General features: G+C 69.7%; 28 protein-coding genes and 2 tRNA genes. 8 read left to right on the plus strand and 22 right to left on the minus strand.

Features of this window, described 5'->3' with window-relative positions; all coding sequences use genetic code 11:
• Positions 1 to 9 precede the first annotated feature (9 nt).
• From IEX18_RS12880 to IEX18_RS12890, 3 genes are all read left to right on the plus strand, one after another.
• Positions 10 to 1257, plus strand: coding sequence for a type III PLP-dependent enzyme domain-containing protein (locus IEX18_RS12880; RefSeq protein WP_188659155.1), 1248 nt, complete (start codon positions 10 to 12; stop codon positions 1255 to 1257).
• Between the two features lie 115 nt (positions 1258 to 1372).
• Positions 1373 to 2455 (plus strand): 1,9-bis(guanidino)-5-aza-nonane synthase, encoded by a 1083-nt coding sequence (locus IEX18_RS12885; RefSeq protein WP_188659156.1) that lies wholly within the window; start codon positions 1373 to 1375, stop codon positions 2453 to 2455.
• 118 nt (positions 2456 to 2573) lie between these two features.
• Complete coding sequence (locus IEX18_RS12890; RefSeq protein ID WP_188659157.1) at positions 2574 to 3002, plus strand: MAPEG family protein; 429 nt, start codon at positions 2574 to 2576, stop codon at positions 3000 to 3002.
• Between the two features lie 135 nt (positions 3003 to 3137).
• Here the strand turns inward: IEX18_RS12890 and IEX18_RS12895 are convergent, their stop codons facing one another.
• Both IEX18_RS12895 and IEX18_RS12900 read right to left on the minus strand, forming a co-directional pair.
• Positions 3138 to 4349, minus strand: a complete 1212-nt coding sequence (locus IEX18_RS12895; RefSeq protein ID WP_188659158.1) for a pyridoxal-dependent decarboxylase, exosortase A system-associated — start codon at positions 4347 to 4349, stop codon at positions 3138 to 3140.
• Complete coding sequence (locus IEX18_RS12900; protein ID WP_188659159.1) at positions 4346 to 5848, minus strand: acyl-CoA ligase (AMP-forming), exosortase A system-associated; 1503 nt, start codon at positions 5846 to 5848, stop codon at positions 4346 to 4348. Before IEX18_RS12900 ends, IEX18_RS12895 begins: the two co-directional genes overlap by 4 nt.
• A gap of 82 nt (positions 5849 to 5930) precedes the next feature.
• Between IEX18_RS12900 and IEX18_RS12905 the strand changes: the two genes are divergently transcribed.
• Positions 5931 to 6203: an acyl carrier protein gene (locus IEX18_RS12905; RefSeq protein WP_373284560.1), complete on the plus strand. Its 273-nt coding sequence runs from the start codon at positions 5931 to 5933 to the stop codon at positions 6201 to 6203.
• A gap of 20 nt (positions 6204 to 6223) precedes the next feature.
• Here the strand turns inward: IEX18_RS12905 and trxB are convergent, their stop codons facing one another.
• On the minus strand, positions 6224 to 7192 hold the full coding sequence (gene trxB / locus IEX18_RS12910) for a thioredoxin-disulfide reductase (RefSeq protein WP_188659161.1): 969 nt from the start codon (positions 7190 to 7192) through the stop codon (positions 6224 to 6226).
• Between the two features lie 128 nt (positions 7193 to 7320).
• Between trxB and IEX18_RS12915 the strand changes: the two genes are divergently transcribed.
• From IEX18_RS12915 to fdhD, 3 genes are all read left to right on the plus strand, one after another.
• Entirely contained in the window at positions 7321 to 9615 is a 2295-nt protein-coding gene (locus tag IEX18_RS12915) for an FdhF/YdeP family oxidoreductase (protein ID WP_188659162.1), read from the plus strand.
• On the plus strand, positions 9612 to 10145 hold the full coding sequence (mobA, locus tag IEX18_RS12920) for a molybdenum cofactor guanylyltransferase (RefSeq protein WP_188659163.1): 534 nt from the start codon (positions 9612 to 9614) through the stop codon (positions 10143 to 10145). Before IEX18_RS12915 ends, mobA begins: the two co-directional genes overlap by 4 nt.
• Positions 10146 to 10267: 122 nt before the next feature.
• A complete protein-coding gene (gene fdhD / locus IEX18_RS12925) occupies positions 10268 to 10975 on the plus strand; it encodes a formate dehydrogenase accessory sulfurtransferase FdhD (protein ID WP_229664601.1) in 708 nt (235 codons plus the stop codon).
• Here the strand turns inward: fdhD and IEX18_RS12930 are convergent.
• The 3 genes from IEX18_RS12930 to IEX18_RS12940 all read right to left on the minus strand — a co-directional run bounded on the left by IEX18_RS12930 (position 10935) and on the right by IEX18_RS12940 (position 13485).
• Positions 10935 to 11008 (minus strand) — tRNA-Met (locus tag IEX18_RS12930). The genes fdhD and IEX18_RS12930 overlap by 41 nt on opposite strands.
• Positions 11009 to 11053: 45 nt before the next feature.
• Positions 11054 to 11581, minus strand: a complete 528-nt coding sequence (locus IEX18_RS12935; RefSeq protein WP_188659164.1) for a 2'-5' RNA ligase family protein — start codon at positions 11579 to 11581, stop codon at positions 11054 to 11056.
• Positions 11578 to 13485 carry a potassium transporter Kup gene (locus tag IEX18_RS12940; RefSeq protein WP_188659439.1) on the minus strand — a complete coding sequence of 636 codons (1908 nt, stop codon included), beginning with the start codon at positions 13483 to 13485 and terminating at the stop codon, positions 11578 to 11580. Before IEX18_RS12940 ends, IEX18_RS12935 begins: the two co-directional genes overlap by 4 nt.
• 233 nt (positions 13486 to 13718) lie before the next feature.
• Between IEX18_RS12940 and IEX18_RS12945 the strand changes: the two genes are divergently transcribed.
• Entirely contained in the window at positions 13719 to 13931 is a 213-nt protein-coding gene (locus IEX18_RS12945) for a DUF3072 domain-containing protein (RefSeq protein WP_188659440.1), read from the plus strand.
• A 129-nt stretch (positions 13932 to 14060) separates the two neighbouring features.
• On the opposite strand, the gene IEX18_RS12950 is transcribed toward IEX18_RS12945, so the two are convergent.
• The 16 genes from IEX18_RS12950 to IEX18_RS13025 form a co-directional block, all read right to left on the minus strand.
• The gene (locus IEX18_RS12950) at positions 14061 to 14684 is read right to left on the minus strand and encodes a tetratricopeptide repeat protein (RefSeq protein ID WP_188659165.1); all 624 of its coding nucleotides are present in this window, start codon (positions 14682 to 14684) and stop codon (positions 14061 to 14063) included.
• A complete protein-coding gene (locus IEX18_RS12955; RefSeq protein ID WP_188659441.1) occupies positions 14684 to 15070 on the minus strand; it encodes a cytochrome c-type biogenesis protein in 387 nt (128 codons plus the stop codon). Before IEX18_RS12955 ends, IEX18_RS12950 begins: the two co-directional genes overlap by 1 nt.
• Entirely contained in the window at positions 15070 to 15597 is a 528-nt protein-coding gene (locus IEX18_RS12960; protein ID WP_188659166.1) for a redoxin family protein, read from the minus strand. Before IEX18_RS12960 ends, IEX18_RS12955 begins: the two co-directional genes overlap by 1 nt.
• Positions 15594 to 17504, minus strand: a complete 1911-nt coding sequence (locus IEX18_RS12965; protein ID WP_188659167.1) for a heme lyase CcmF/NrfE family subunit — start codon at positions 17502 to 17504, stop codon at positions 15594 to 15596. Before IEX18_RS12965 ends, IEX18_RS12960 begins: the two co-directional genes overlap by 4 nt.
• Positions 17501 to 17935, minus strand: a complete 435-nt coding sequence (ccmE, locus tag IEX18_RS12970) for a cytochrome c maturation protein CcmE (protein WP_188659168.1) — start codon at positions 17933 to 17935, stop codon at positions 17501 to 17503. Before ccmE ends, IEX18_RS12965 begins: the two co-directional genes overlap by 4 nt.
• The gene (gene ccmD / locus IEX18_RS12975; protein WP_188659169.1) at positions 17932 to 18039 is read right to left on the minus strand and encodes a heme exporter protein CcmD; all 108 of its coding nucleotides are present in this window, start codon (positions 18037 to 18039) and stop codon (positions 17932 to 17934) included. The genes ccmE and ccmD overlap by 4 nt, the downstream gene beginning before the upstream one ends.
• Positions 18036 to 18782, minus strand: coding sequence for a heme ABC transporter permease CcmC (gene ccmC / locus IEX18_RS12980; RefSeq protein ID WP_229664553.1), 747 nt, complete (start codon positions 18780 to 18782; stop codon positions 18036 to 18038). The genes ccmD and ccmC overlap by 4 nt, the downstream gene beginning before the upstream one ends.
• 97 nt (positions 18783 to 18879) lie before the next feature.
• Positions 18880 to 19944 (minus strand): Leu/Phe/Val dehydrogenase, encoded by a 1065-nt coding sequence (locus tag IEX18_RS12985; RefSeq protein WP_188659170.1) that lies wholly within the window; start codon positions 19942 to 19944, stop codon positions 18880 to 18882.
• A gap of 82 nt (positions 19945 to 20026) precedes the next feature.
• A tRNA-His gene (locus IEX18_RS12990) sits at positions 20027 to 20103 on the minus strand.
• A gap of 48 nt (positions 20104 to 20151) precedes the next feature.
• Positions 20152 to 20877: a type II secretion system protein N gene (gene gspN / locus IEX18_RS12995; RefSeq protein WP_188659171.1), complete on the minus strand. Its 726-nt coding sequence runs from the start codon at positions 20875 to 20877 to the stop codon at positions 20152 to 20154.
• Entirely contained in the window at positions 20874 to 21350 is a 477-nt protein-coding gene (gene gspM, locus IEX18_RS13000; RefSeq protein ID WP_188659172.1) for a type II secretion system protein GspM, read from the minus strand. The genes gspN and gspM overlap by 4 nt, the downstream gene beginning before the upstream one ends.
• Positions 21347 to 22429, minus strand: a complete 1083-nt coding sequence (gene gspL, locus IEX18_RS13005) for a type II secretion system protein GspL (protein WP_188659173.1) — start codon at positions 22427 to 22429, stop codon at positions 21347 to 21349. The genes gspM and gspL overlap by 4 nt, the downstream gene beginning before the upstream one ends.
• Positions 22426 to 23403: a type II secretion system minor pseudopilin GspK gene (gspK, locus tag IEX18_RS13010; RefSeq protein WP_188659174.1), complete on the minus strand. Its 978-nt coding sequence runs from the start codon at positions 23401 to 23403 to the stop codon at positions 22426 to 22428. The genes gspL and gspK overlap by 4 nt, the downstream gene beginning before the upstream one ends.
• Positions 23393 to 24019 carry a type II secretion system minor pseudopilin GspJ gene (gene gspJ / locus IEX18_RS13015; RefSeq protein WP_188659175.1) on the minus strand — a complete coding sequence of 209 codons (627 nt, stop codon included), beginning with the start codon at positions 24017 to 24019 and terminating at the stop codon, positions 23393 to 23395. Before gspJ ends, gspK begins: the two co-directional genes overlap by 11 nt.
• Complete coding sequence (gspI, locus tag IEX18_RS13020) at positions 24016 to 24453, minus strand: type II secretion system minor pseudopilin GspI (RefSeq protein ID WP_188659176.1); 438 nt, start codon at positions 24451 to 24453, stop codon at positions 24016 to 24018. Before gspI ends, gspJ begins: the two co-directional genes overlap by 4 nt.
• Entirely contained in the window at positions 24443 to 24946 is a 504-nt protein-coding gene (locus tag IEX18_RS13025; protein ID WP_268234950.1) for a GspH/FimT family pseudopilin, read from the minus strand. Before IEX18_RS13025 ends, gspI begins: the two co-directional genes overlap by 11 nt.
• Between the last annotated feature and the right edge of the window lies 1 nt (position 24947).

Consider the following 24947-nt stretch of genomic DNA (forward strand, 5'->3'; position numbering starts at 1 on the left):
TCCCTTGAGTTGCACAAGCATCATAGCGCGCTGGGGCTAGCTGCCCGCTCGACTGCCCGTACCGTCGCGGGCCTCGACATCGCCAAGCGCAAGCCGGTCGATCCGGTGACGCTCGTCCGCCCGCACGCCGCTGCGCGCGCCGCCCGATTCTTCGTCGAGAAGTTTCCGGGTCGCTCGATGTATGCGGTGAAGGCGAACCCGTCGCCCGACCTGCTGCGCGTCCTGTGGGACAATGGCATCACGCATTACGATACCGCCTCGATCGCCGAGGTGCGGCTCGTCAAGGCAACCCTGCCCGGGGCGACCTGCTGCTTCATGCATCCGGTCAAGTCGGTCGAGGCGATCGGCGAGGCGTATTTCGTCCATGGCGTCCGCACCTTCTCGCTCGATAGCCTCGAGGAGCTGGCGAAGATCGTCGCGGCCACGACGCAGGACGATGGCAGTCCCGCCACCGACCTGACGCTGTGCGTGCGCATGCGCGTGTCGTCCGAATATGCGCAGCTGAGCCTCGGCGCGAAGTTCGGCGTGGGCGTGGAGGAATCGCGCGAGCTGCTGATCGCGACCCGCCAGGTCGCCGACGCGCTCGGCATCTGCTTCCATGTCGGCAGCCAGACCATGTCGCCCGACGCCTATTCCAACGCGATGGAGCGGGTGCGCGCCGCCATCGTCGGCGCGGCGGTGACGGTGGACGTGATCGACGTGGGCGGCGGCTTCCCGTCGGCCTATCCCGGCATGACCCCGCCGCCGCTGGAGCGTTTCTTCGAGACGATCCACCGCGCCTTCGAGAGCCTGCCTGTCTCCTATTCGGCCGAACTCTGGGCCGAGCCGGGCCGCGCCCTGTCGGCGGAATATGCCAGCGTCGTGGTGCGCGTCGAGCGTCGCCGCGGGGCCGAGCTGTTCATCAACGACGGCGCCTATGGCACGCTATTCGACGCGGCGCATATCGGCTGGACCTATCCCGTCCAGCTGCTGCGCCAGCCCGATAGCGAGGCGCGGGACATGGACTTCAGCTTCTGGGGTCCGACCTGCGACGACCTCGATCACATGAAGGGTCCCTTCCCGCTGCCGGCCGACACCCGGGCCGGCGACTATTTCGAGATCGGGATGCTCGGCGCCTATGGCTCGGCGATGCGGACCGGCTTCAACGGGTTCGGCACCGGCGACACGGTGATCGCGACCGACGAGCCGATGCTGTCCGTCTATGGCGAGGACCGGGACGTCGCAGCCGGGCGGACGGGCAACGTCGTCAAGCTGTAACGCACCATTTCTACTGGATTGCGAGATCCCCTTCCGCTTCGGCGGAAGGGGCCGCTGTGGGTTTCCGCGTCCCCTTTTCCAATGACGACGGGTTCTGGATAGCCAAGGGCGAACCATGACCGACACGCTGACCAAGACCGCGAGCGCCAACGCGCCGATCAACGACACCCGCAAGGCCGAACTGCTGTCGAAGCAGGTCAAGCATATCGACATCAAGAGCTTCGACGCGCGCCCGATCGTCGACGCCATGGCGGACATGAGCTTCACCAGCCGCGATCTCGGCCGCGCGACCAAGATCTACAACCAGATGCTGGCCGATCGCGACTGCTCGATCTTCCTCGTCATCGCGGGTTCGACCTCCGCCGGCGGCTGCATGGACCTCTATGCGGAGCTGGTACGCAACAACATGGTCGACGGCATCGTCGCGACCGGTGCGACCATCGTCGACATGGATTTCTTCGAGGGCCTCGGCCACAAGCACTATCAGGCGCTCGAGATCCCCGACGACGATACGCTGCGCTCGCTCTATATCGACCGCATCTACGACACCTATATCGACGAGGAAGCGCTACAGCACGTCGACCACACGATCTTCGAGATCGCCGAGTCGCTGCCGGCCGGGCCCTACAGCTCGCGCGCCTTCATCCGCGAGATGGGCAAGTATCTGGTCGAGCACGGCAAGAAGGAGAACAGCCTCGTCAAGCTCGCCTATGAGCATGACGTGCCGATCTTCTGCCCGGCCTTCGTCGACTCGTCGGCGGGCTTCGGCCTCGTCAAGCACCAGGTCGACGCCGCCAAGGCGGGCAAGCCCTATGTGATGATCGACGCGGTGGCCGACTTCCGCGAGCTGACCGAGATCAAGATCGCGGCGGGCACCACGGGCCTGCTGATGATCGGCGGCGGCGTGCCGAAGAACTTCATCCAGGACACGGTCGTCTGCGCCGAGATCCTCGGCCATGACGACGTGCAGGTGCACAAATATGCGGTGCAGATCACCGTCGCCGACGTGCGCGACGGCGCCTGCTCCTCGTCGACGCTGCAGGAGGCGGCGAGCTGGGGCAAGGTGAACACCGGCATCGAACAGATGGTGTTCGCGGAAGCGGGCTCGGTCATGCCGCTGCTCGCCTCGGACGCCTATCACCGCGGCCTGTGGAAGGACCGCCCGGTCCACCGCTGGGGCAAGCTGTTCGACAAGTAGGCCGCTGGAAGCCCTCGGTTCCGCCGGACCGGGGTCCCTTTTCTTTGCCCCGTCGCGTCGGTTGCGCGCGCTGTACGAGTCGTCCATCCCTGATCGGCATAAGAACGGGGGTGCACTCATGCACAATGCCATTCTGCAACCCATAGTCGTGCTGATCGGCTGGACGCTGGTCATGCTGGCATGGGCGATCGCCACGCGGCTGCCGGCGATGCGCGCTGCCGGGGTCGACCTTGGCAGGCTGGTCGGCACCACCGCGGCCGACGCCGATCGCGCCCTGCCCAAGGCGGTGCAGTGGAAGGCGCACAACTACAATCATCTGACCGAACAGCCGACGCTGTTCTACGCCGTCTGCACCGTCATCGCGCTGACCGGCACGGGCAACGGCGTCAACGCCTGGATCGCCTGGGTCTATGTGGCGCTGCGAATCGTCCACAGCCTCGTTCAGGCCACGGTGAACCGGGTCCAGCCGCGCTTCATCCTGTTCCTCTTATCGACCCTCGCGCTGGTCGCGCTGACGCTCCACGCGGCGATGGCCGTCTTCCGCTAGAGCTGACAAATTAGGGTCATCCCACGCCCCAACCGTTCGCCCTGAGCGAAGTCGAAGGGCCTGTGACTCACCAGTGCTTCGACTTCGCTCAGCACGAACGGGTCGGGTGATGGCCGCCGATTCTCGATAGGTATGTCAGACCACCATTTCCGCCGCCGGCGGATGGCCCAGAAAGGCCGTCGGGCTCGCAGTCGCGCCATAGGCTCCGGCGAGGAACACCGCGATCACGTCGCCCACCTCCGCTCGCGGCAGTGCCACCCGGTCCCCCAATCGGTCCAGCGGCGTGCAGAGCGGGCCGACCACGCTGACCGTCTCCTCGGCCGGCTCGCCCATCCGGTGCGCCACCGCCAGCGGGTAGTTGCGGCGCACGACGGTGCCGAAATTGCCCGAGGCCGCCAACTGGTGGTTGAGCCCGCCGTCGAGGATCAGGAAGGTCTCGCCGCCGCTGTCCTTGCGGTCGACGATCCGCGCCAGATACACGCCCGCCTCCGCGACAAGCCAGCGCCCCAGCTCGATCGCGAAGCGGCTGTCGCGCAGGATCGCGGGCCGCTCCGCCAGCGCCGTCGCCAGCCGGGCACCGACCGCCTCGACGTCGAGCGGCATGTCGCCAGCGAAATAGGGCACGCCGAATCCGCCCCCCAGATTGACGAGGGGCGGCGCCTGCCCGGCTTCCTCCGCCAGCCGCGCGGCCAGCGCCAGCGTCGCCGCCTGCGTGTCCGCTACGGCTTCGGCGGACAGCGCCTGACTGCCCGCATAGACATGAAAGCCGCGCCAGTCGGCGCCGCTCGCGACCAGCCGCCGGACCAGCGCCGGGACCCGCGCCGCATCGATCCCGAAGGGTGATGGCCGCCCCCCCATCTTCATCCCCGAACCCTTCAACTCGATATCGGGATTGACCCGCACGGCGAGCCGGGGCCGAATGCCGAGCCGCGCGGCGGTCGCCAGCGCCCGCGTCGCCTCGCCTTCGGATTCGATATTCAGCGTCACGCCTGCGGCGATCGCCGCCTCCAGCTCGGCATCCCGCTTGCCGGGTCCGGCAAAGCTGATCGTCGCTGCCTCCCGCACCGCCAGGGCGCGCGACAGTTCGCCGGCCGAGGCGACGTCCAGACCATCGACCAGCGGCGCGACCGCAGCGAGCAGGTCGGGGTGCGGGTTCGCCTTGATCGCATAGTGAAGGTCGATCCCCGGCATCGCCGCCCGGAACCGCGCGACGCGGCGTGCGACGATCGCGCTGTCATAAACGAAAGCGGGCGTCTGCTCCGCCCAATCGCTCGCCGGACGGCCGCCGATCGTCAGCATGCCGCGTTGATCGGCGAACTCGGGCGGCAGGGGTCCCATCGGCTTCATCGCAGCATCTCCGCACGCAGGCCCGCCCGGTCGAGCTTGCCGTTCGCGTTGCGCGGCAGGGCGTCGCGCCAGACATAGCGGGCAGGCTGCATGTAGGACGGCAATTCGCGCTTCAGCCGTTCGGCCAGCGCCCCCTCGCCTGCCGGATCGCCGGCGGCCACCACCAGGATCGACTGGCCCAGCCGTTCGTCGGGCAGGCCGATCGCTACCGCTTCGCGCGTCTCGGGACCCGCCATGACCGCCTCCTCGACCTCCTGCGGACTGATCCGGTGCCCGGCCGACTTGATCATCTCGTCGTCGCGTCCCACGAAGCGGAGCAGGCCGTGTTCGTCCGCGATCACGGTATCGCCCGACCAGATGGCCATGCCGCCCGAGCTGGAAAAGCGGGGTGCGAGCCGAAAACGGGCTGCGGTGCGCTCCGCATCCTGCCAATAGCCCTGGGCGACGAGCGGCCCGGCATGGACCAGTTCGCCCGGCTCCCCCGCCGCGGCCCTGCTGCCGTCCGGCCGCACCACCATCACCTCCGCGAAGGGAATCGCGGAGCCGATCGATTCCGGATGCGCATCGACCAGCGAAGGTTCGAGATAGGTCGAGCGGAACGCCTCGGTCAGCCCGTACATCGGATAGAGGTCGGCGCTCGGAAACCGGGTGCGCAACACGCGCACCAGCTTCACGGTCAATGCCCCGCCCGAATTGGTCAGTCGCTTCAGCCGCGCTGCCGTCTCCGCCGGCCATTCCGTTTCCAGCAGGTGGATCCACAAGGGGGGCACACCCGCCAGCGTGGTGATCGCGAAGCGCTCGACGGCCTTCACCACGTCCCTGGGGGTCAGATAGTCGAGCGGCGTCACCGCGGCCCCGGCCGCCCAACTCGACAGCAACTGGCTCTGCCCATAGTCGAAGCCGAGCGGCAGCACCGCCAGCACGCGGTCCTCCGGCGCGATCCGCAGATAATGGGCGACCGAAATCGCGCCGAGCCACAGATTGGCATGGCTCAGCATCACCCCCTTGGGCTGCCCCGTCGAACCCGAGGTATAGAGGATGGCGACCAGTTCGGCGGGATCGCGGGTCGATGGTGCGAGCCCGGGGCCCCGCATTGCGACCTCCGTGTCCGCCACGACCCGGCAGGCGGCCGGGACCTCATCGCCCGGCAGCGTCGCCGCCCGCGCGGGCTGGGTCACCAGCAGCCGCGCGCCGCTGTCCGCCAGGATGTGTGCGATTTGCGCATGGCGCAGCGCCGGATTGGCGGGCACATGGACGAGCCCGGCCCGGGCCGCCGCAAGCGGCAGGATGCAGGCGATCCGCGTCTTGGGCAGCCAGCTGGCCACCCGGTCGCCCGGCACCAGCCCCTGCGCCGCCAGCCAGGCCGCTGCCGCCCCGACCGCCGTCTCCAGCCCCGCGAAGTCCATCACCCCCGCCCTATCGATCAGCGCAGGCGCGGCCGGATCGCCGCGCAGCGCCAGCCTGTCCAGTGTCCGGGGGACGGGGTCGAGCGCGATCATCGTACCGCCATAGCAGGGCCGTTGCCGTTTTCACCCATGCGGGCTAGGGCCACCCGCGATAATGACAGGCGGGGGCAACAGCTTGGATCCGGAAGCCGACGGCGCCATCGCCGATCAGGTGCGCAAGGTGCTGGTCGAGGAACTCGGGCTCGATCCCGTCCGTGCCGCCGCGTTCGATGCGGACACGCCGCTGTTCGGCGCGCTGCCCGAACTCGACTCCATGGCGGTCGCCAGCGTGCTCACCGCGCTCGAGGACCAGCTCGGCATCGTCATCGACGACGACGAGGTCGACGGCGACATGCTGGAAACCTTCGGCGCGCTGGTCGCCTTCGCCACCGGCAAGCTCGCCGACTGATCGCCGCGGGCGGCGACGGATCACTCCGCCGCCTGCGCCATCTCCTCGAACTCCGCCGCCGCCAGGAAGCGCTCGGCATCCAGCGCGGCCATGCAGCCCGTGCCCGCCGCCGTCACCGCCTGGCGATAGACCTTGTCGGCGACATCGCCACAGGCGAACACGCCGGGCACCGAAGTGCGCGTCGACCCCGTCTCCACCGCGATATAGCCGTCATCGTCGAGCGCCAGATGGCCGCGAAACAGCTCGGTCGCCGGATGGTGGCCGATCGCGACGAAGCCGCCCTCCACGTCCAGCATCGAATGCGCGCCAGTGACCGTGTCCTCCAGCTCCAGCGCGACCAGACCGGCGTTGCCGCCGCCATCGACGAACCGACGGACCTCCTTGTTCCACAGCACCGTGATGGCCGGATGCGCGAACAGTCGCTCCTGCAGGATACGCTCGGCCCGCAGCGAGTCGCGGCGATGGATCAGGGTCACGTCGGGCGAATGGTTGGTCAGGTAGAGCGCCTCCTCGACCGCGGTGTTGCCGCCACCGATCACCGCCACCTTCTTGCCGCGGTAGAAGAAGCCGTCGCAGGTCGCGCAGGCGGACACGCCCTTGCCCTTCATCGCCTCCTCGCTCTCCAGCCCCAGCCATTTGGCCTGCGCGCCGGTCGCGATCACCAGCACCTCGCCCTCGTACACGTCGCCGCCGTCGCCGATCAGGCGGAACGGGCGCCGGGTCAGGTCGACCTCGACGATCGTGTCCCACATCAGGGTCGTGCCGACATGTTCGGCCTGCTTCTGCATCTGCTCCATCAGCCAGGGCCCCTGGATGACGTCGGCAAAGCCCGGATAATTCTCGACATCGGTGGTCGTGGTCAGCTGGCCGCCGGGCTGGATGCCCTGCACCACGATCGGCTTCATGCCCGCCCGCGCGCCGTAGATGGCGGCCGACAGGCCGGCGGGACCGGAGCCGAGAACGAGCATGCGGGTGGAATGGGTGGCCATGAGATGATCCTGTGTGAACTTATCCGCTCATCTAGTCGCGCCGCGCGCGAATTTGAACCGGAACCGATGCCCGTTGCGGGCACTCGAAGCCGTCCGCTTCGTTGAGCGATCGAGCGGAGAGGTTTGCGATGCGCGACGACGAGACGGGCGAAGAGATCATCATCAGGGATTACAAGGGCCCGGCCGGCGGCTGGGGCTCGATGAAGGGCATGGCGCGTGTCCTGCCGGCCGAGCATCCCGGGCCGGAGATGCTCGATACGCTGCGTCGCCAGAACAAGCCGCACGGCTTCATGTGCGTGTCCTGCGCCTGGGGTAAGCCCGCCAAGCCGCATGCGGCGGAGTTTTGCGAGAACGGCGCCAAGGCGACCGCCTGGGAAATGTCGAGCGCGCGCGTGACGCCCGACTTCTTCCAGCGCTACACGGTTACCGAGCTGGAGGGATGGCAGGATCACGACCTGGAGCAGGCCGGCCGGCTGACCCATCCGATGCGCTACGATCGCGCCACCGACAAATATGTCGCGGCCAGCTGGGACGAGGCGTTCGCCGCGATCGGGGCGAAGCTCAAGTCCTGCGATCCGAAGAAGGTCGTGCTCTACGCCTCCGGCCGGGCAAGCCTCGAGACGTCCTTCATGTACGCGCTGTTCGCGCGGATGTGGGGACAGCAGAATCTGCCGGATTCGTCCAACATGTGCCACGAGACGACCTCGGTCGGACTTAAGAACGCGATCGGCTCGCCGGTCGCAACGATCCAGCTCGAGGATTACGAGAAGTGCGACGCGATCTTCTGCTTCGGCCAAAATGTCGGCGTGAACAGCCCGCGCATGCTCCACACGCTGAAAGATTGCCGCGACCGGGGTGTCGAGATCGTCACCTTCAATCCGCTGCGCGAGCGCGGCTGGGAGGCGTTCGCCGATCCGCAGAACCCGCTCCAGATGGCAAAGGTGCAGAAGCCGACGATCATCTCGACCCAATATCATCAGGTCAAGGCGGGCGGCGACATCGCCGCGCTGCTCGGCATGTGCAAGCTGGTGCTGGAGGCAGACGAACGCGCCAGGGCAGAGGGCGGCGAGAGGGTCGTCGACCAGCATTTCATCGAGCAGCACACCGTCCGCTTCGAGGAGTTCGCCGCCTTCTGCCGCAAGGCCGAATGGGACGACATCGTTCGGGAAAGCGGCCTGACGCGCGACGCGATCGAGGCGGCGGCGCGCGTCTATATGCGGGCCAAGGCGGTGATCGTCGTCTACGGCATGGGTATCACCCAGCACCGCTATGGCATGGACAGCCTGTACATGCTGGTGAACTTCCTGATGCTGCGTGGCAATATCGGCCGCGAGGGGGCCGGGCCCGGCCCGGTGCGCGGGCATAGCAACGTGCAGGGCCAGCGCACCGTCGGCATCACCGAGAAGACCGAGCTTGCGCCGGTCGAGCGGCTTAAAGCGCTTTTCCAGTTCGATCCGCCGACCGAGAAGGGCTGGGATACGGTCGAGTCCTGCCGCCAGATCATCGCGGGGACCTGCCAGGGGTTCGTCCAGCTCGGCGGCAACTTCCTCCGTGCGACGCCAGAACATGCCAAGATGCAGGCGGCCTGGCGCAAGCTGCCGATCACGGTCCATGTCGCGACCAAGCTCAACAAGAGCCACCTCTATCCCGGCGAGGAAAGCTGGATCCTGCCCTGTCTCGGCCGCTCGGAGCGCGACGAGCAGGCGTCCGGTCCGCAGGCCGTGTCGATGGAGGACTCGTTCAGCCACATCTACGGTTCGGTCGGCAAGGGGACGCCGGCGTCCGACGTCCTGCTGTCCGAACCCGCCATCGTCGCCGGTGTCGCTAAGGCGGTGCTGCCGCCCAATCCCAATGTTCCCTGGGATGCTTGGGTCGGCGACTACAGCCTGGTCCGCAAGGCGATCGAGGATTGCTATCCCGACAAGTTCGCCAATTTCAACGAGCGTCTGTTCGAACCCGGCGGCTTCTGGAAGGGCAATCCGGCCTCGCACCGGAAATGGGAGACGGAGAGCGGCAAGGCGGAATTCAACGTGCCGCGTGCGCTCAACGCCGCTGGCTTTGCCGATGCGGAGGGTCGCTTCCGCCTCATCACCCTGCGCTCCAACGACCAGTTCAATACGACCATCTACGGCTATGACGACCGCTTTCGCGGCATTCGCGGAACGCGTATGGTGGTGATGATGAACCGCGCGGACATGGCGAGGCTGGGGGTCGCGGCGGGCGACAAGGTCGCACTCGAAAGCGATGCCGAAGATGGCGAGGAGCGCGTGGTCGAAGGGCTGCGCGTGGTCGAGTACAATATTCCCGAAGGCTGTCTCGGCGGCTATTATCCCGAACTCAACTATCTGATCCCGCTCGAACATCACGCGCTCGACAGTCACGTCCCGGCGGGCAAGTCCGTACCGGTCAGGGTGAGGGCATGACCGGCATATTGGGCGCTGTACTGGCCGGAGGACGATCGAGCCGGTTCGGCTCGGACAAGGCGGCTGCGCGACTGGGTGGCTGGACGCTTGCGGAGCTTTCCAGCGACGTGATCGCACCGCATGTCGACGAGGTCGTGCTGATCGGCCGGGAACATGGCGTGCCGGATCTGCCGCGGGACGGGCTCGGGCCGCTCGGCGGGATCGCCGCGGCGCTCGATTACGCGGCGACGCATGGCTATCGCTGCGTGATGACGATCGGCTGCGACATGCCCGTGGTGCCGCCCGTGGTGATCGAGGCGCTGCTCCGCCGGGCGCCGGCCTATTGCCTCGACGCGCCGATCCTTGGCGTCTGGCCGGCCGCGCTCGGCGCGCATCTCCTGTCCTATCTCGAAGTGACGGCCGAACGCTCGGTCATGGGCTGGGCGCGCAGCATCGGTGCCTTGCCGGTGGCGGCGGACGGGCCGGTGCCCAACGTCAACACGCCGCAGGACCTTGCCCGCCTCGCGGACAGCCTCCTCGTCGAGTCGTGACGGCCCGCGATACGCCCACCGTCATCCTCCGACCCAACGGCGCTGCCGACACCGGTGCGCGGGCACTCGCCGTCGAGGCACCGGTCGCGATCGAGGTCGACGGCATCGGCTATGCGGTGATGATGGCCACGCCGGCGGAGCTGACGGATTTCGCGACCGGCTTCATGCTGACCGAGCGGCTGGCGGACACGGCCGCGGATGTCCGCGACATCGATGTCTTCGAAGGCGAAGCCGGCTGGATCGTGCGGGTCTCGCTCGCCGCCCATTGCCGCGGGCGGATCCACGACCGGGTCCGCCATCGCTCGAGCGATACGGGATGCGGGCTGTGCGGGCTATCGGGTCTCGAGCAGGTGCGCCGTCCCGTCGCCGGGCGGCCGCCCCGCCCCGTCGCAGCTGCGCCGGCCCTGTTCGCCGCGGCCGCCGCGTTGCGCGGTTCCCAGCCACTCAACCGCCTGACCGGCGCGGTGCACGCCGCCGCCGCCTGCGACGCCGGCGGCGCGATCCTGGCGGTGCGCGAGGATGTCGGCCGCCACAATGCACTCGACAAGCTGGCAGGCGCGCTTGCGCGCACGGGCGACGGGCCGCAGGGCTTCCTCCTCGTCACCTCGCGCATCAGCTTCGAGATGGTGGACAAGGCGCTGGTGATCGGCGCGCCGCTGCTGGTCGGCGTCTCCGCCCCGACGACGATGGCGGTCGACCATGCCCGCGAATACGGCCTGACGCTCGTCGCGCTGGCCCGTGCCGACGCGATGCTGGTGGTCAACGATCCGTGGAACATCTTCAACGCGGTAGCGGAGGAGGGACTTGAACCCCCGACCCCAGGATTATGATTCCCGTGCTCTAACCAGCTGAGCTACTCCGCCCGACCGCGTTGGAGGGGGGCCTATAGGTGCGGTCCGCCGCCCGCGTCAAGCGAACATATGGCGCGACAGCGGTTCCGACGGACCGCCGCGATACCACCAGGTCCCCAGCCCTGCGACCTCGACCGATCGGGGGCGAAACTCGCGCGACAATCCCTCCATCAGCAGCTTCGCGACGGATGGCTGGACCTTGTTCTGGATGGTGACATGCGGCCGCCAGCCGCCGGCGTCCTGCGGCGTGAGCAACCCGACGAACGCTTCGGCCAGTCGGGCCCGGATCGCGGCCAGCTCGACCGAATCGATCCGGTAAGCGACACCGCGCCCCAGCGACATCAGTCCTGCCACCCGCGCCAGCGGCGCGCGCACGCCGCGCGTCTCCTCGGCCAGGCGATGCTTCAGCTCGTCGGCCGTCGATGGCGGCAAATGGTGGAACAGGGTGCAGTGCGCCGCGAGCAGGTTGCGCTCCGGCGGAAAATGGGCCGCGCGCTGCGCGTCGAACCAACCCTGATCCTGTCGCCCGAACAGGGCGGTGACGATGATCGGCACCGGTCCCGAACCCGGACCTGCGCCGCTCAAATCTCCACCTGGCTGCCGAGTTCGACGACGCGGTTCGAGGGCAGGCGGAAGAACTCCATCGCGCTTTCGGCGTTGCGCAGCATCCAGGCGAACAGCTTCTCGCGCCACAGCGCCATGCCGGGCCTATCGGACGCGATCAGGGTCTGGCGCGACAGGAAGAAGCTGGTGTCCATCATCTTGTAGGCGGGCCCGGATCCCTGGGCGAGCTTCAGCGCGGCGGGCACGTTCGGCTCCTCCATAAACCCGAAGCGCAGCACGACGCGGTAGAAGCCATGGCCGAGATCCTCGCGCTTCACGCGATTGCTCTCGGGCCAAAAGGGCTGGTCGGCGATCGCCACCGTCAACAGCACGATCCGCTCGTGCAGCACCTTGTTGTGCTTGAGGTTGTGCAGCAGGGCATGCGGCACGCCTTCGGCGGTCGAGGTCATGAACACCGCGGTGCCGGGTACCCGGCTGGCCGAGGTGGCGGCGCTGGCGATGAACACCTTGATCGGCATCGCCGCCTCGCGCAGCCGGTCGATCATCAGCTTGCGCCCCTTCGACCAGGTGGTCAGCACGGTGAAGACGATCGCGCCGACCAGCAGCGGGAACCAGCCGCCATCGGGGATCTTGGTGACGTTCGAGAAGAAATAGGCGCCGTCGATCAACAGGAAGCTGCCCTCGAACAGCCCGACCGCCCACCACGACCATTGCCAGACGCGGCGGATCAGGACGCCGACCATCAAGGTGCTGATGAACATCGTACCGGTCACCGCGATGCCATAGGCCGCGGCCAGGTTGGACGATTCCTTGAACCCGAAGATGAGCAGCAGCACCATCGTCATCAGCGCCCAGTTGACGACGGGGATATAGATCTGCCCCGCCTCGGCCGCGCTGGTATGCTCGATGCGCAGCCGCGGCATCAGGCCGAGCTGCACCGCCTGCTGCACCACGCTGAACGCGCCGGTGATCACCGCCTGGCTGGCGATCACCGTCGCCATCGTCGCCAGGATCACCAGCGGCAGGCGCCAGTCCTCCGACGCCATGAGGAAGAAGGGATTCTGCGCCGCCTCCGGCTGATCGAGCAGCAGCGCGCCCTGCCCCAGATAGTTCACCATCAGCGCCGGGAAGACGAGATAGAGCCACGCCACCTCGATCGGGCGGCGGCCGAAATGGCCCATGTCGGCATAGAGCGCTTCCGCCCCGGTCACGGCCAGCACGACCGATCCCAGCGCAAGAAAGGCCAGCGTGCCGTCGGCCGCGGCGAAGCGGAAGGCCCAGCGCGGATCGATCGCCTGCAGGATGTCGGGCCGGTCGGCGATGTTGATCGCACCGAGCACCGTCAGCACCAAGAAATAGACCAGCATGATCGGGCCGAACAGCTTGCCGATCCCGCCGGTGCCGCGCGCCTGCAGGTAGAAGAGCGCCACCAGGATCGCGACCGAGATCGGGATGACGAACGCGCCGAAGCCCTGTTCGACCGTCGCCAGCCCCTCGACCGCGGACAATACCGACACGGCGGGCGTGATCATGCAGTCGCCGAAGAACAGCGCCGTCGCGAGCACGCCCAGGATGACGAGGCTCGGGCCCCAGCGCCCCTTGGCGCCCCCCGTGCGGCGCTGGATCAGGGCCAGCAGCGCCAGGCTGCCGCCCTCGCCGTTATTGTCCGCCCGCAGCACCAGCAGGACGTATTTGAACGTCACGATCAGGAGCAGCGACCAGAAGATCAGGCTGACCACGCCGAATATGTGGAGCTGGTCGACCACCAGCTTGTGGTGTCCGACGAACACCTCCTTCATCGCGTAGAGCGGGCTGGTGCCGATATCGCCATAGACGACGCCGATCGCGCCCAGCGCCAATCGCGCGAGCCCCTGTTTGGGATGATGGGGGAGCGCCGGGTCGTCGGAACCGGTCGCCTCGGGCATCGACGATGCCCGTTCCGTGCTCACGACCACGTGATCTCAGCACGATAGGGGCACAGCCGCCCGCTCACGCCCCTGTCCGTCATGACGCGGCCCGTACACCCGCCGCGCGGCGCGCGCAACGGGCCTTGGCGGGCTCCGCATGCGGTATCAGGACAGGCGTGGCGCAGGCGCATCGGCATGGAACACAATGGGAACGCAGGGGTTGTCCCGCAAGACCCTTCGAGGAAACCATGATGACCGACAATCCGAAGACCGAACCCTTTTCCAATGCCGAGAAGGACCCGGACGACTGGACGACCGGCGACGAGCCAATGACCGGTGCGCAGGCCAGCTACCTCAAGACGCTGAGCGAAGAGGCGCATGAGCCGTTCGACGACAGTCTGAGCAAAGCGGACGCATCCAAACGGATCGATGCGCTTCAGGCCAAGACCGGACGCGGCGCCTGACCGACAGGGCCTGATCCGTTCAATTGCGATCGCACTCCGTTCCGGCGACGGTCGTGATCGACGCCGGGAGACAGTCAGCTCGGGTGGATCTGACGATCAAGCATGATCCACTTGGCCTGGCATCGCAGACTACCGGTCCAGCGTGGCGCGAAGCTGGCGCAGCATGAACAGCCGGCGTGCGATGTCGTCGCGATAGGCGGCGTCGACCGGCGTCAGCGCCAGCGCGCGCTGCCAGGCCTGCTCGGCGCCGGCGAAGTCGTTCATCCGGACGAGCGCCAGACCGCGGAAGAAGGGCGGTCCGGGGTTGCGGGGATCGAGCTGAGCGGCCCGGTCGAAGGCGAGCTGCGCCGCCGGCGACAATTGGCGGTCGTGCCGCGCCAGGGCATCGCCCAACGCGGTCCAAAGCTGGACGCTGCGGCCGTCCCGGCGGATCCCCCCGAGGATCGCCTGGACCTCGTAGCGCGACGAGCCGGACCGGGCGAGTGCATCCGCCGCGGTCAGATAGGCACCGTCGATGCCGAACCGCCCGAACATCCGCGCACGCAGGTCGATCAGCCCCTCGTCGGCGACGAGCGCGTCACGCCCCGGCTGCGCGAGGCTGGCGGGCTGGCCGGGGCTGCCTTGCCATGCATAGCCGGCGGCCGCGAGCATCAGCGCCGCACCGACCATCGACCACAAGGCCCGGGGTACCTTCAGCAGCACCAGCGCTGCAAAGGCGCAGACCGCCAGCAGGAGCAGGACGATCCAGCCCATCAGCGCCGCCGTCGGAAGCTGCCGCGGGCCAGCCACGCGCCGACCGCCAGCAGCGCCAGCGGCGCGAGCCAGAGCGGCCAGGTCACCGCGCCGAGCGGCGGATCGTAGCTGATATAATCGCCATAGCGCGAGATCAGCCATTGCCGGATCGCGGCGGGCGGTTCGCCGGCACGGATGCGGCTGCGGACCAGCGCGCGCATGTCGCCCGCCATCGTCGCGTCGCTGTCGGCGATCGACTGGCCCTGACAGACGACGCAGCGCAGCGTCTCCATCAGCGCCTTGGCCTGCGCTTCCTGCCGCGGATCGGACAGCTGGGCGTCCGCCAGCGGCGCGGGCGCGTCGACCTGCGCGGTCAGCAGCAACGCGAAGGGGAGCCAGCGTCGCATCATTGCGCCGCCCGCCAGTCGGCGATGACCGAGTCGACCTGATCGGCGCGGATGTCGCCGACATATTGGCGCACGATGCGGCCCTGCGCATCGATCAGGAAGGTCTCGGGCACACCCGAGGACCCGAGCGCCAGCTGCACCGCGCTGCGCTGATCGTCGCCGATCCGTCGATAGGGATCGCCGTTGCGCGCGAGGAACGCGGCCACGGCCGGCCCGGTATCGCGGATCGCGATGGCGTCGATGGGCACGCCTGCCGCCCTGAGGCGCATCAGTTGCGGCGCCTCGGCGATGCAGGGCAGGCACCAGCTGCCGAAGATGTTGAGCAGCCGCGGCCCCTGCCCGGTCATGTCCTCGCGCGACAGGCCGGGTTTGCCCGGCACGAGCGCCGGCAGCGTGAACGCCGGCAGCGGCTGGCCGACCAGCTGCGATCGCACCGTGCGGTCGGCCGGGCGAAACAACGCCACCGCCACGATCGCGAACAGCAGGGCGAAGCCGGCGAGCGGCATCCAGAGACGAGGTCGCGTCATGCCATCGCCTCTCGGCGTCGGCGGACCAGCCGCCCGGCCAGAGCCAGGGCTCCGCCCAAAGCGACCAGCGCCCCGCCGAGCCAGATGAGGGTCACGAACGGCTTCCACCACAGCCTCAGCTGCCAGCGCCCCTGCCCGTCCGGCTTGCCGAGCACGGTATAGAGCTGGCCGTCGAGCCGGGTCGCGATCGCGGACTCGCTCGTCGTGGTCGGCGGATCGGTGAAGGTCCGCGACTGGGGTCGAAGGCGAAGCACCGCGCCATCGCGTTCCGCAGTCAGCTGCGCCTGCAAGGCAGACCAGTTCTCGTCGACGACCGGAGCGATCCCGTCCAGCGTCACGCGGAAGGGGCCTACCCGCGTCGCCTCGCCGGGCAACAGCGCCACCAGCCGTTCAGACGTGAAGGCGGCATCGCACGCCATGCCGGCGAGCGAGACCCCGATCCCCAGATGCGCGACGACCATGCCCCAGACGAACAGCGGCGTACGGCGCAGGTTGCGCCGGACCAGCGGCAGCACGCTTGCGACCGCCAGCCCCGCCGCCAGGCTGAGCCCGAGCAACGGCAGCACTCCGATGGGCATGGCGAACACGACGAGCAGCGCGAAGGCGCCTCCGCTCACCGCCACGGGCACCATCAGCCGCTCGGGCAGCAGGCCGGCCTCGTCACGCCGCCAGCGCAACAGCGGCCCTATGGCCATCAGCACGATCAGCGCGAGGGCGATCGGCCCCGCGGCCTTGTTGAAGAAGGGCGGCCCGACCGACAGCTGCACGCCGAAACCCGCCGCCACGATCGGGTAGAGCGTGCCGATCAGCACGACGCCCAGGATCACCGACAGGAGCAGGTTGTTCGCGACCAGCCCGCCCTCGCGACTGACCGGATCGAAGATCCGCCCTTGGCGCACCGTGCCGATGCGCAGCCCGAACAGCGCCAGCGCGCCGCCGATATAGAGCGCGAGCAGGACGAGGATGAATGCCCCTCGTCTGGGATCGACGGCGAAGGCGTGCACGCTGGTGAGGATGCCCGAGCGGACCAGGAAGGTGCCCAGCATCGACATGGAAAAGGCGACCACCGCCAGCATCACCGTCCAGGCGCGCAGCCCGTCGCGCGTCGCCAGCACCGTCACCGAATGGAGCAGCGCCGTCGCCGCCAGCCATGGCATCAGCGAGGCGTTCTCCACCGGATCCCAGAACCACCAGCCGCCCCAGCCGAGTTCGTAATAGGCCCAGTAGCTGCCGGCGGTGATGCCCAGCGTCAGGAAGATCCAGGCGCCCAGCACCCAGGGCCGCATCGCACTGGCGAAATCGCGGCCGACGTCGCGCGTCACCAGCGCCCCGACCGCGAAGGAGAAGGCGACCGACAGGCCGACATAGCCGGCATAGAGGGTCGGCGGATGGAAGGCGAGGCCGGGATCCTGCAGCAGCGGGTTGAGCCCCGCCCCGTCCGCCGGCGGCTCGGCCAGCCGTGCGAAGGGATTGGACGCGAAGAGGAGGAAGGCGTAGAATCCCAGCGCGATCCCCGCCTGCGCACCCAGCGTCGCGACCAGCGTCGGCTCCGCCAGCCGGCGCTCGGCCAGCGCCACCGCCCCGCCCGCCAGCCCCAGGATGGTGACCCAGAGCAGCATCGAGCCTTCATGGTTTCCCCAGGCGCCGGTGACCTTGTAGAGCCAGGGCTTGGCCGAATGGCTGTTCTCCGCGACCAGCTTCACCGACATGTCGGACTGCTGGAACAGGAGGATCAGTGCCGCCATCGCCAGCAGCGCGGTCACGCCCTGGACGATCGCGACCGCGCGGACCGAGCCGCCGACCGCCGCGACGCCCAGCCGCCGCAGGCCGAGCGCGGCAAGGGCGATCTGGAGCAGCGCCAGGGCGGCGGCGATCCACAGCGCGGCAAGACCCGCCTCGGCGATCACTGTTCGAGCGACTTCGTCTCGTGCATGGCCCCGGCGACTTCGGGCGGCATGTATTTCTCGTCGTGCTTGGCGAGCAGGTTGGTGGCGACGAACAGGCCCGAGGGCTGGAACTGCCCCTCCGCGACCACGCCCGACCGCTCGCGGAACAGGTCCGGGACGATGCCGGCAAAGGTGACGGGCGTCGTGGCGCGGCCGTCCGTGACGGTGAAGCGCACCGTCACGCCGTCGGCGGCGCGGCGCACCGATCCCGCCGCGACCATCCCGCCGAGCCGCACCGCGCGCCCGAGCGGCAGGCCCTCGCGCGCGACGTCGGACGGCGCATAGAAGAACGCGGCCTGGTCCTTGAGCGCCGACAGCGCGAGCAGCGCCGCCGCAGCGACCGCCGCGAGGGCGAGCAGGACGAGGACCAGCCGCTGCCGCTTGGCGGTCACGGCCGCTCCGCCCGGCGCATCGCGCGCCAGCTGAGAAGGGCCAGCACCCCGAAGCCGGCCAGGGTCACGCCATAGGCGGCCAGGACGAAGGGCCAGGGGTTCATGCGCGCGCCATTCGGCGCATCCGCGCCTCGGCCTTGGCGAGCGCCAGCATGGCGCGCATCCGCATCAGCACGATCGCCGCGAACAGCAGCGAGAAGCCGGCCAGCATGATGGGGAGTGGCCAGAGGATCGCCGGATCGATCGTCGACCGGGTCAGGCCGATGCTCGGCCCCTGATGCAGCGTGTTCCACCAGACCACCGAATAGCGGATGATCGGCAGCAGTACGGTTCCCGCGATGCCGAACACCGCCGGAATGCGTCCGTCCCCGCCCCGCTCCGCATCGGCCCGCGCCAGCGCGATGAAGGCGCAATAGACGAAGAAGAGGAGCAGCATCGAGGTCAGCCGACCGTCCCACTGCCACCATGTCCCCCAGGTCGGCCGCCCCCAGATCGATCCGGTGACGAGGCACAGCGCCGCGAAGGTCGCCCCCGGCAGCGCGATGGCGCGCGCCGCGATCGCCGCCAGCGGATGGCGCCACACCAGCAGCGCGATCGACGCGATGGCGATGCCGCTCCACCCACCCATAGCGAGCCAGGCCGCGGGGACGTGGATATAGAGGATACGCACGGTCTCGCCCTGCAGATAGTCGGGCGGCGTCCGGGTCAGTCCCGCCCAGCAGCCCACCAGCACCAGCGCCGCGCCCAGCCAGAACAGCCCGGGGGTCAGCGGCCGGGCGATCTTCAGGAAACGCTGTGGGTTGGCTAGGGCATGAAGGCTCGGCACGATGGCGCAGCCATAGGTCATGTCGAACGCTTCGTCACCTGTCGCCGTAGGGGACGGCGCGACCGTTGGTCGCGCGCCCCCCCATTTAAGAGTCCGCGCGGGAGTCGAGCCTCTGCCCTCAGCCCCGTCCGATCAGCCGCTGCGCCATCCGGTCCGCGACCGTGGCGGCGGACTCGCCGGTGCGGGCGCTCTCGTCCCACACCTCGTCGAGACGGCCGGGGATGCGCGCGATGCGCTCCATCACCTCGGCCTCGTCGCCATGGCCGAGATATTCGAGGCCGACATTGATGATGCCGCCCGCGTTGATCACATAGTCGGGCGCGTAGACGATGCCGGCATCGTGGATGCGCTGCCCGTCCGCCGGGGTCGCCAGCTGGTTGTTGGCGCCGCCCGCGACCACCTTCGCCTTCAGCGTCGGGATCGTCTCGGCCGTCAGGATCGCGCCGAGCGCGTTCGGGCTGACCAGATCGACGCCCTGGGTCAGGATCTGGTCGGCCGGCACCGCCGTGCCACCCAGCTCGGCCGCGAGCGCCTGTGCCCGTCCCGCATCGACGTCGGCCAGCGTCAGGATCGCGCCGTCCCGGGCGAGTAGCCGGGCAAGCCCGCCGCCGACCGAACCCACGCCCTGGATCGCAACGCGCACGCCCTTCATGTCGGTCGCACCCAGGCCCCGGGCCGCAGCGGCCTTGACACCCAGCCACACGCCATGCGCGGTATAGGGTCCGGGATCGCCGCCCGCCGCGCCGCTCGCGACCGGCAGGCCGGAGACGTAGCGCGTCTCTCCCGCGATCACCTTCATCCGCGCCTCGGACATGCCGACATCCTCGGCGGTCACATAGCGGCCACCCAGCGACTCGACCGCGCGTCCGAACGCCTTGAGCTGCGCCTCGCTGATCACCGCGCCCGGCTCCGGCGCGAGCACGACGCCCTTGCCGCCGCCCAGTTCCAGCCCGGCCATCGCGTTCTTGAAGCTCATGCCCCGCGACAGGCGCAGCGCGTCGGTCAGCGCGCGTTCGTCGGTCGCATAGTGCCAGAAGCGGACACCGCCCGCCGCCGGCCCCAGCTTGGTCGAATGGATGGCGACGACCGCCCGCAGCCCCGATTCGGGGTCGGTGAAGAAATGGACCCCTTCATGCTGGTCGAAATCCGGGAATTCCCACACCGCCGCCATCATCGTCTCCATCGCCGCAATTTCGTTGCCGCGACGCGAAATATTATTTTCCGATCGACTTGACCAGAAAGAAAGCGTTGGCGGCGAAGAAAGGTGGGGCGACCGACGGGACTTGAACCCGCAACTTCCGGCATCACAAGCCGGCGCTCTAACCAATTGAACTACGGTCGCCGCGAAGAGCCGCGCCCCTAGCGTCGGGATGCGGCTGCCGTCAAGCTATCAGAAGCGACCCTCGATCGAAAGCCCGTAACCGCCATTGGTGCGGTTGAAGCCCGCCGCCTCCAGCCGTTGCGCCGCGACCGGGTCCGCCGGACGCAACGACAATTCGGCGCGATAGCGGCCGGCTCCCTCGATCCGCAGCGTCACCGCCTCGGCGCCGGAGGGACTGGTCAGCGGCAGCAACAGCGCACCCGCATCGCAGCGCGCCGTTCCGCTGACCGACGGTGGCACGCCGATCCCCGCGAATTCGCCCGCCAGTGCCGCCCTCACCTGCCCCTCGGCGGCAACGCATTGATCGTCCTGGAAGCGGACGCTCAGCGTGTCGAGGTCGAGCCCCGTCACCGGCAGCGGATCGAAGGCGTGGCCGGTCGCGATGCGCCCCGTCATCTTCCCCACGCCGAAGCCATGGCGGCTGACGAACGCCGTCCCCGACAAGGGAGGCGCGCCCGCCGCGCCGGGTCCCTCCAGCGAGAGGGCGGCGCGGCCGGTCACCAGGGGCAGCGGCAGCAGGCTCGCGCGCAGGTCGCCGACCGCCAGATCGCCGAACTGCGCCTCGCTCAGCGTCGCGCCCCAGATCGTGCCGGTCACGGCACGGGCCCGCAGCCCTTCCTCGCCGGCGCCGGCCCAACCCAGCACCAGGCGCATCGGCAGAAAGACGATCAGCGCGACGAGCAGCATCACGCCGAACAGCGCGGCGGGACCGGTGGACAGGCGGATACGCCTCATGCCGCGCGGCTTCTCAGGACGAGGCGCGCCGCGACGGTGCGGTCGCCATTGTCGGTCAAGGTGGCCGATTCGACGAGGATGCCGTTTCGCTCCAGCCGGGCGAGCCAGGCCGTCAGCGCCGCGCCCCGCGCCGACTGGATCGCGACGCGGACCGCGCCATTGGCGTCCGGGTCGAGGCTGGCGAGGGGGAAGCCGGCTTCCTCGGCACGCAGCCGCACCGTGTCGGCCAGCGTCCCCGACAGGGGCTGCACGCGTCGGCCCCGGGCGATGCGGAGCGCATCGATGCGATCGGCGGTCTCGCCCAGCCGTATCACCGCCGCGGCATGCCGCTCGCGCGCGCTCGACAGCGCATCGCCGAGCGGGCGCAGGATCAGTCCCCAGACAATCGTGACGAACAGCAGCGCGAGCATCGCGAGCAGCATCCGCTGCTCCCGGCGCGAGCGCCCCTCGAACCAGCGCCGCAAGCCGCTCATCGCCGGCTCACCGTCAGCTCGCCCGTCACCCGGCCGCCGGCCGACTGGAAGACGCTGGCCTTCACGTCGAACCCGGCGCGCTCCAGCGCGCGCTTCAGATCGGTCGCCAGCGCCTCCCGCTCCGCGGCCACGGTCAGGCGCAGATTGCCCAGATCGGTGAAGTCGATCGCGGTCACCTCGGTCCCCGGTACGCTGCGCACCGCGGCAAAGGCCGCGGCGGTGGTGGTGGTGAAGCCCAGCCCCGGCCCGATCAGCCGGCGCTGGCGTTCGCCGAGCTGGCGGTCGGGATCATTGACCGTCTCGCCGCGCGGCAGGCCGGTGGCGGCGAGCGCATCGGCCCGTTCCTCGAGCGCGCTCGCGGCAAACTCGTACTTGGCGAGACGGACGAGCGAGATGGCGAAGGAGGTCAGCAGGATCAGTCCGCCCAGCACCGCCAGCCGGCGGATCAGCCGCCAGTCGATCGCGAAGCGCCGGCGGCGGCGCGCGAAGGGCCCCTGCCGCAGGTCGAGCGCCGGCGCCGCGGCGGCGGCGATCAGCGCCTCCTCCAACGGTTCGCGGACGAGCGGCGTTACCGGATGACCCTGGGTGACCAGTTCGGTCAGCCCCTCCTCGTCGGCGAAGCCGCTGTTGCGCCCGCGGATCACCCCCGAGCCCGCCAGCGTCGCGCGGACATAGCCTTCGTCGGGCCGGGGCAGCAGCATCGGCGCGGGCACCAGCGCGACGGGATCGACATTGGCGGCGGCGAGCATGTCGAGCCAGCCGCGCATCGCGCTCGCGCCGACCACCGCGATCGGCCGCTCGCCGGCGGCGTCGCCCTCGCTACCGACCGCGACGTGCAGCTCGGCGGGAGGCGCGGCGCTCGCCTCGGCGGCGAGGATGCGCGCCGCCGCCGTCGCCTGCGCCTGCGACCGGGCGGGCAGCTCCGCCCAATGCAGAGTCACCGCCTCGGCCGGCGCCACCGCGACGACCGGATCGCCGCCGGGCGGCACGCCCTCGCCGCGTGCCATCAGCCCGGTATCGCCGAAGCGGAGCCAGCGTAGGCCGGCGTCGCCGGCAGGGAGGAACAGCAAGGTCGTCATGGTTCCTCCCCCCATTGCCGCGACACGAGCCGGACGGGAAGCCTTGTCGCGTCGATCAGCGCATGTTCCTGGATTTGCGCGCCCGGCAGCGCCACGTCGATGCGCAGCGCGAACCAGCGCGTGGTGATGGCGGTCTGCGAACCCGCCTCGACCGGCGCTGCGGTCCCGGTCCAGATCGCCGACGGCGTCGACCAACCCGCCAGCGGCCGGCGCAGCAGCAGCTGGCGGGCGGCCTCGACCGACAGCGTGTCCGGCGCCAGCATCGCCAGCAGCGGCGCCTGTTCGGGCAGCAGCGTATTGATGTTGATCTGCGCCGGGCTCGCTTGGGGCAAGGTGCAGATCCAGGGCCGCAGCTGCTCGTAGACCCGCGGCGTCATGCCGATCACGGCGCGCATCTCGCTGGGGTCGGCCATCAGCGTGCCGGCCGTGCGATAGGCGAGCTGCTGGCCGGTATAGCGCGCATCCTCCGCCCCGCCGGCCTGCTGGTCCGAATCGGTGTCGATCCAGTCGGCCGCGCCCGCGGCGATCTGGTCGGCGACCTGGCCGGGCACGCCGACGAGCCGCATCAGCCGGGTGAACTGCACCCGCGCCCCCGGATTGCTCGCATAGACACCGGGTGCCACCTGATTGACCAGGCCGTTGAGATTGAAGCAGTTGCCCCCATCGGTCACCCGCGCCGTCGCAAGCCCGCCGCCTTCGAGCGGCATGCCGAACGGCGCGTCGCTCCAGTTGCCGAGCAGGGTCACGCGCTGGCCTGCATTCTGCAGCAGGTCACCGACCCGGATCGTCGCCAGCGCCTCGGTCGCGACGGCGAACGCGCGCGCCTGCTCCATCGCGGCGGCATTCCCCGACAGGCGGGTCGAGAGACGCAGCTTCTCCAGCGCGGTGCCCGCCATCACCGCGATCACCGCGACGAGCATCAGCACCGTCAGCAGGGCCGCGCCGCGCTCATGGCCGGGCGGCTCAGTTCGCATTGCCGGCCTGCAACGGGGCATCGGCGGCATAGCCGGTGCCGACCAGCAGCATCGCCCGGTACTGCCGCCCGTCGGCGCGCGCCAACCGCAGTTCGAGCGCCTGCGGCAGCGCGACGCCCAGCGCACCGTCCCACCGGTCGCTCCACGCGCCCGCGAAACGATAGCGCAGCGTCATCGCCCGCACTTCGGACAGCATCGGGGTAGCCGGCAGGGGCTGCGCTCCGTCCAGCCGTGGCCAGGCGATGCGCACCAGATTGCCGTTGTTGATGGCCCACAGGATCTTCTGAGCACTGGCGCGCGGCGCCGCATCGATATTGCTCCAGCCGCCCCGGACCAGCGTCAGCTGCGTCGTCTCGCCGACAAAGGCAGGCCGCGGCGTGCCGGCCTCGTCACGGGTCTGGCGCGGCAGCGCCTGCGCGAGGTCGGCGGACAGCACCGACAACGTCCGCGCCAGCGCCGCGCCGTCGTCCAGTCGCTCACCCGTCGCGGCCTGGGCACGGATGCTGAACGACAGGATGGCGACGCCGGCGGCCGCGATCAGGCCGAAGATCATCAGCGCGACCATGACCTCGACCAGGGTGAAGCCTGCCTCGGCCGAACGACGCGCCCGGGTCATCGCCGGCCTCCAGGCGGGGTCGACGTGGCATTCGGCGTCGGGGTCGCGCCCGGCGGCTGCGGCAGGGCGGCAGGCGGGGTCGGCGGCCGGATCATCGTGACGCTGCCCCGGGTCTGGCCGCGCAGATCCTGGACCGCCACGTCGATCCGCACCACCCGGGGATCTCCCGCGGGCGACACGCGCCGCGTCCAGTTCCAGTTGCGCCCGCCATTCGCCTCGCTGCCGGTCACCAGTCCTGCCGGCGGAGGCTCGGCCCCGGTCAACGCGTCGAGCGCGACGTTGCGCGCGACCAGCCCGGCGACCGTCGTCTCCTCGACCAGCCCGGCGCCGCGCGCCGTCGCTCCCTCCAGGCGGACGAGTGCCAGGACGGCGAGGCTGAATACCGCCAGCGCCACCATCACTTCGATCAGGGTGAAGCCGTTCCTATTGGGCATCGGCGCGCGCCTCGCCATCGGCGCCGATCCAGACGAGCGCGGCGGCGCTGCCGCGGGTCAGCCGCAACTCGAGCGGCCGGTCGGTCCCGCCGGTCGGGTCGAAGGTCACGCGGACGCGTCCGCTCGGATCGGCGATCTGCGCCCGCGTCTCGTCCGCCCAGGTCGCGACGCGCAGCGGCTTGTCGACGACGGGCGTCCAGGCGCCGGCGAGCCGCCGGTCGAACCCATAGCCGCCCGATGTCACCCACAGGCTGACCGGGCGCCCCTCGACAACCGCCATGTCGCGCGCGGCCCGCGCCCGCGCCGCGAAGCGCAGGCCTTCGTCGAGGACGCGTCCGCGCGGATCGGGCATGGCGAAGGCGGCGACCGCCGCGGCCAGGCCGATGATCGTGATCACCACCATCAGCTCGATCAGCGTGAAGCCGCCCTGCCCGGCGCGCGCATCCCGGCCCCGCCTCGCAGGCGCATGGAGGCGAGGCGCGCGCCGCGTCACC

This window comes from Sphingomonas metalli (assembly GCF_014641735.1).
GTDB classification, from domain to species: domain Bacteria; phylum Pseudomonadota; class Alphaproteobacteria; order Sphingomonadales; family Sphingomonadaceae; genus Sphingomonas; species Sphingomonas metalli.

Excerpts from the sequence above, each read along its gene's own strand:
- IEX18_RS12885 (WP_188659156.1), top strand. The coding sequence starts at position 1,373 with ATGACCGACACGCTGACCAAGACCGCGAGCGCCAACGCGCCGATCAAC.
- IEX18_RS12890 (WP_188659157.1), top strand. The coding sequence starts at position 2,574 with ATGCACAATGCCATTCTGCAACCCATAGTCGTGCTGATCGGCTGGACG.
- IEX18_RS12895 (WP_188659158.1), bottom strand. The coding sequence starts at position 4,349 with ATGAAGCCGATGGGACCCCTGCCGCCCGAGTTCGCCGATCAACGCGGC.
- IEX18_RS12900 (WP_188659159.1), bottom strand. The coding sequence starts at position 5,848 with ATGATCGCGCTCGACCCCGTCCCCCGGACACTGGACAGGCTGGCGCTG.
- trxB (WP_188659161.1), bottom strand. The coding sequence starts at position 7,192 with ATGGCCACCCATTCCACCCGCATGCTCGTTCTCGGCTCCGGTCCCGCC.
- IEX18_RS12915 (WP_188659162.1), top strand. The coding sequence starts at position 7,321 with ATGCGCGACGACGAGACGGGCGAAGAGATCATCATCAGGGATTACAAG.
- mobA (WP_188659163.1), top strand. The coding sequence starts at position 9,612 with ATGACCGGCATATTGGGCGCTGTACTGGCCGGAGGACGATCGAGCCGG.
- fdhD (WP_229664601.1), top strand. The coding sequence starts at position 10,268 with ATGGCCACGCCGGCGGAGCTGACGGATTTCGCGACCGGCTTCATGCTG.
- IEX18_RS12940 (WP_188659439.1), bottom strand. The coding sequence starts at position 13,485 with ATGCCCGAGGCGACCGGTTCCGACGACCCGGCGCTCCCCCATCATCCC.
- IEX18_RS12945 (WP_188659440.1), top strand. The coding sequence starts at position 13,719 with ATGACCGACAATCCGAAGACCGAACCCTTTTCCAATGCCGAGAAGGAC.
- IEX18_RS12950 (WP_188659165.1), bottom strand. The coding sequence starts at position 14,684 with ATGGGCTGGATCGTCCTGCTCCTGCTGGCGGTCTGCGCCTTTGCAGCG.
- IEX18_RS12955 (WP_188659441.1), bottom strand. The coding sequence starts at position 15,070 with ATGCGACGCTGGCTCCCCTTCGCGTTGCTGCTGACCGCGCAGGTCGAC.
- IEX18_RS12960 (WP_188659166.1), bottom strand. The coding sequence starts at position 15,597 with ATGACGCGACCTCGTCTCTGGATGCCGCTCGCCGGCTTCGCCCTGCTG.
- ccmD (WP_188659169.1), bottom strand. The coding sequence starts at position 18,039 with ATGAACCCCTGGCCCTTCGTCCTGGCCGCCTATGGCGTGACCCTGGCC.
- ccmC (WP_229664553.1), bottom strand. The coding sequence starts at position 18,782 with ATGACCTATGGCTGCGCCATCGTGCCGAGCCTTCATGCCCTAGCCAAC.
- IEX18_RS12985 (WP_188659170.1), bottom strand. The coding sequence starts at position 19,944 with ATGGAGACGATGATGGCGGCGGTGTGGGAATTCCCGGATTTCGACCAG.
- gspN (WP_188659171.1), bottom strand. The coding sequence starts at position 20,877 with ATGAGGCGTATCCGCCTGTCCACCGGTCCCGCCGCGCTGTTCGGCGTG.
- gspM (WP_188659172.1), bottom strand. The coding sequence starts at position 21,350 with ATGAGCGGCTTGCGGCGCTGGTTCGAGGGGCGCTCGCGCCGGGAGCAG.
- gspL (WP_188659173.1), bottom strand. The coding sequence starts at position 22,429 with ATGACGACCTTGCTGTTCCTCCCTGCCGGCGACGCCGGCCTACGCTGG.
- gspK (WP_188659174.1), bottom strand. The coding sequence starts at position 23,403 with ATGCGAACTGAGCCGCCCGGCCATGAGCGCGGCGCGGCCCTGCTGACG.
- gspJ (WP_188659175.1), bottom strand. The coding sequence starts at position 24,019 with ATGACCCGGGCGCGTCGTTCGGCCGAGGCAGGCTTCACCCTGGTCGAG.
- gspI (WP_188659176.1), bottom strand. The coding sequence starts at position 24,453 with ATGCCCAATAGGAACGGCTTCACCCTGATCGAAGTGATGGTGGCGCTG.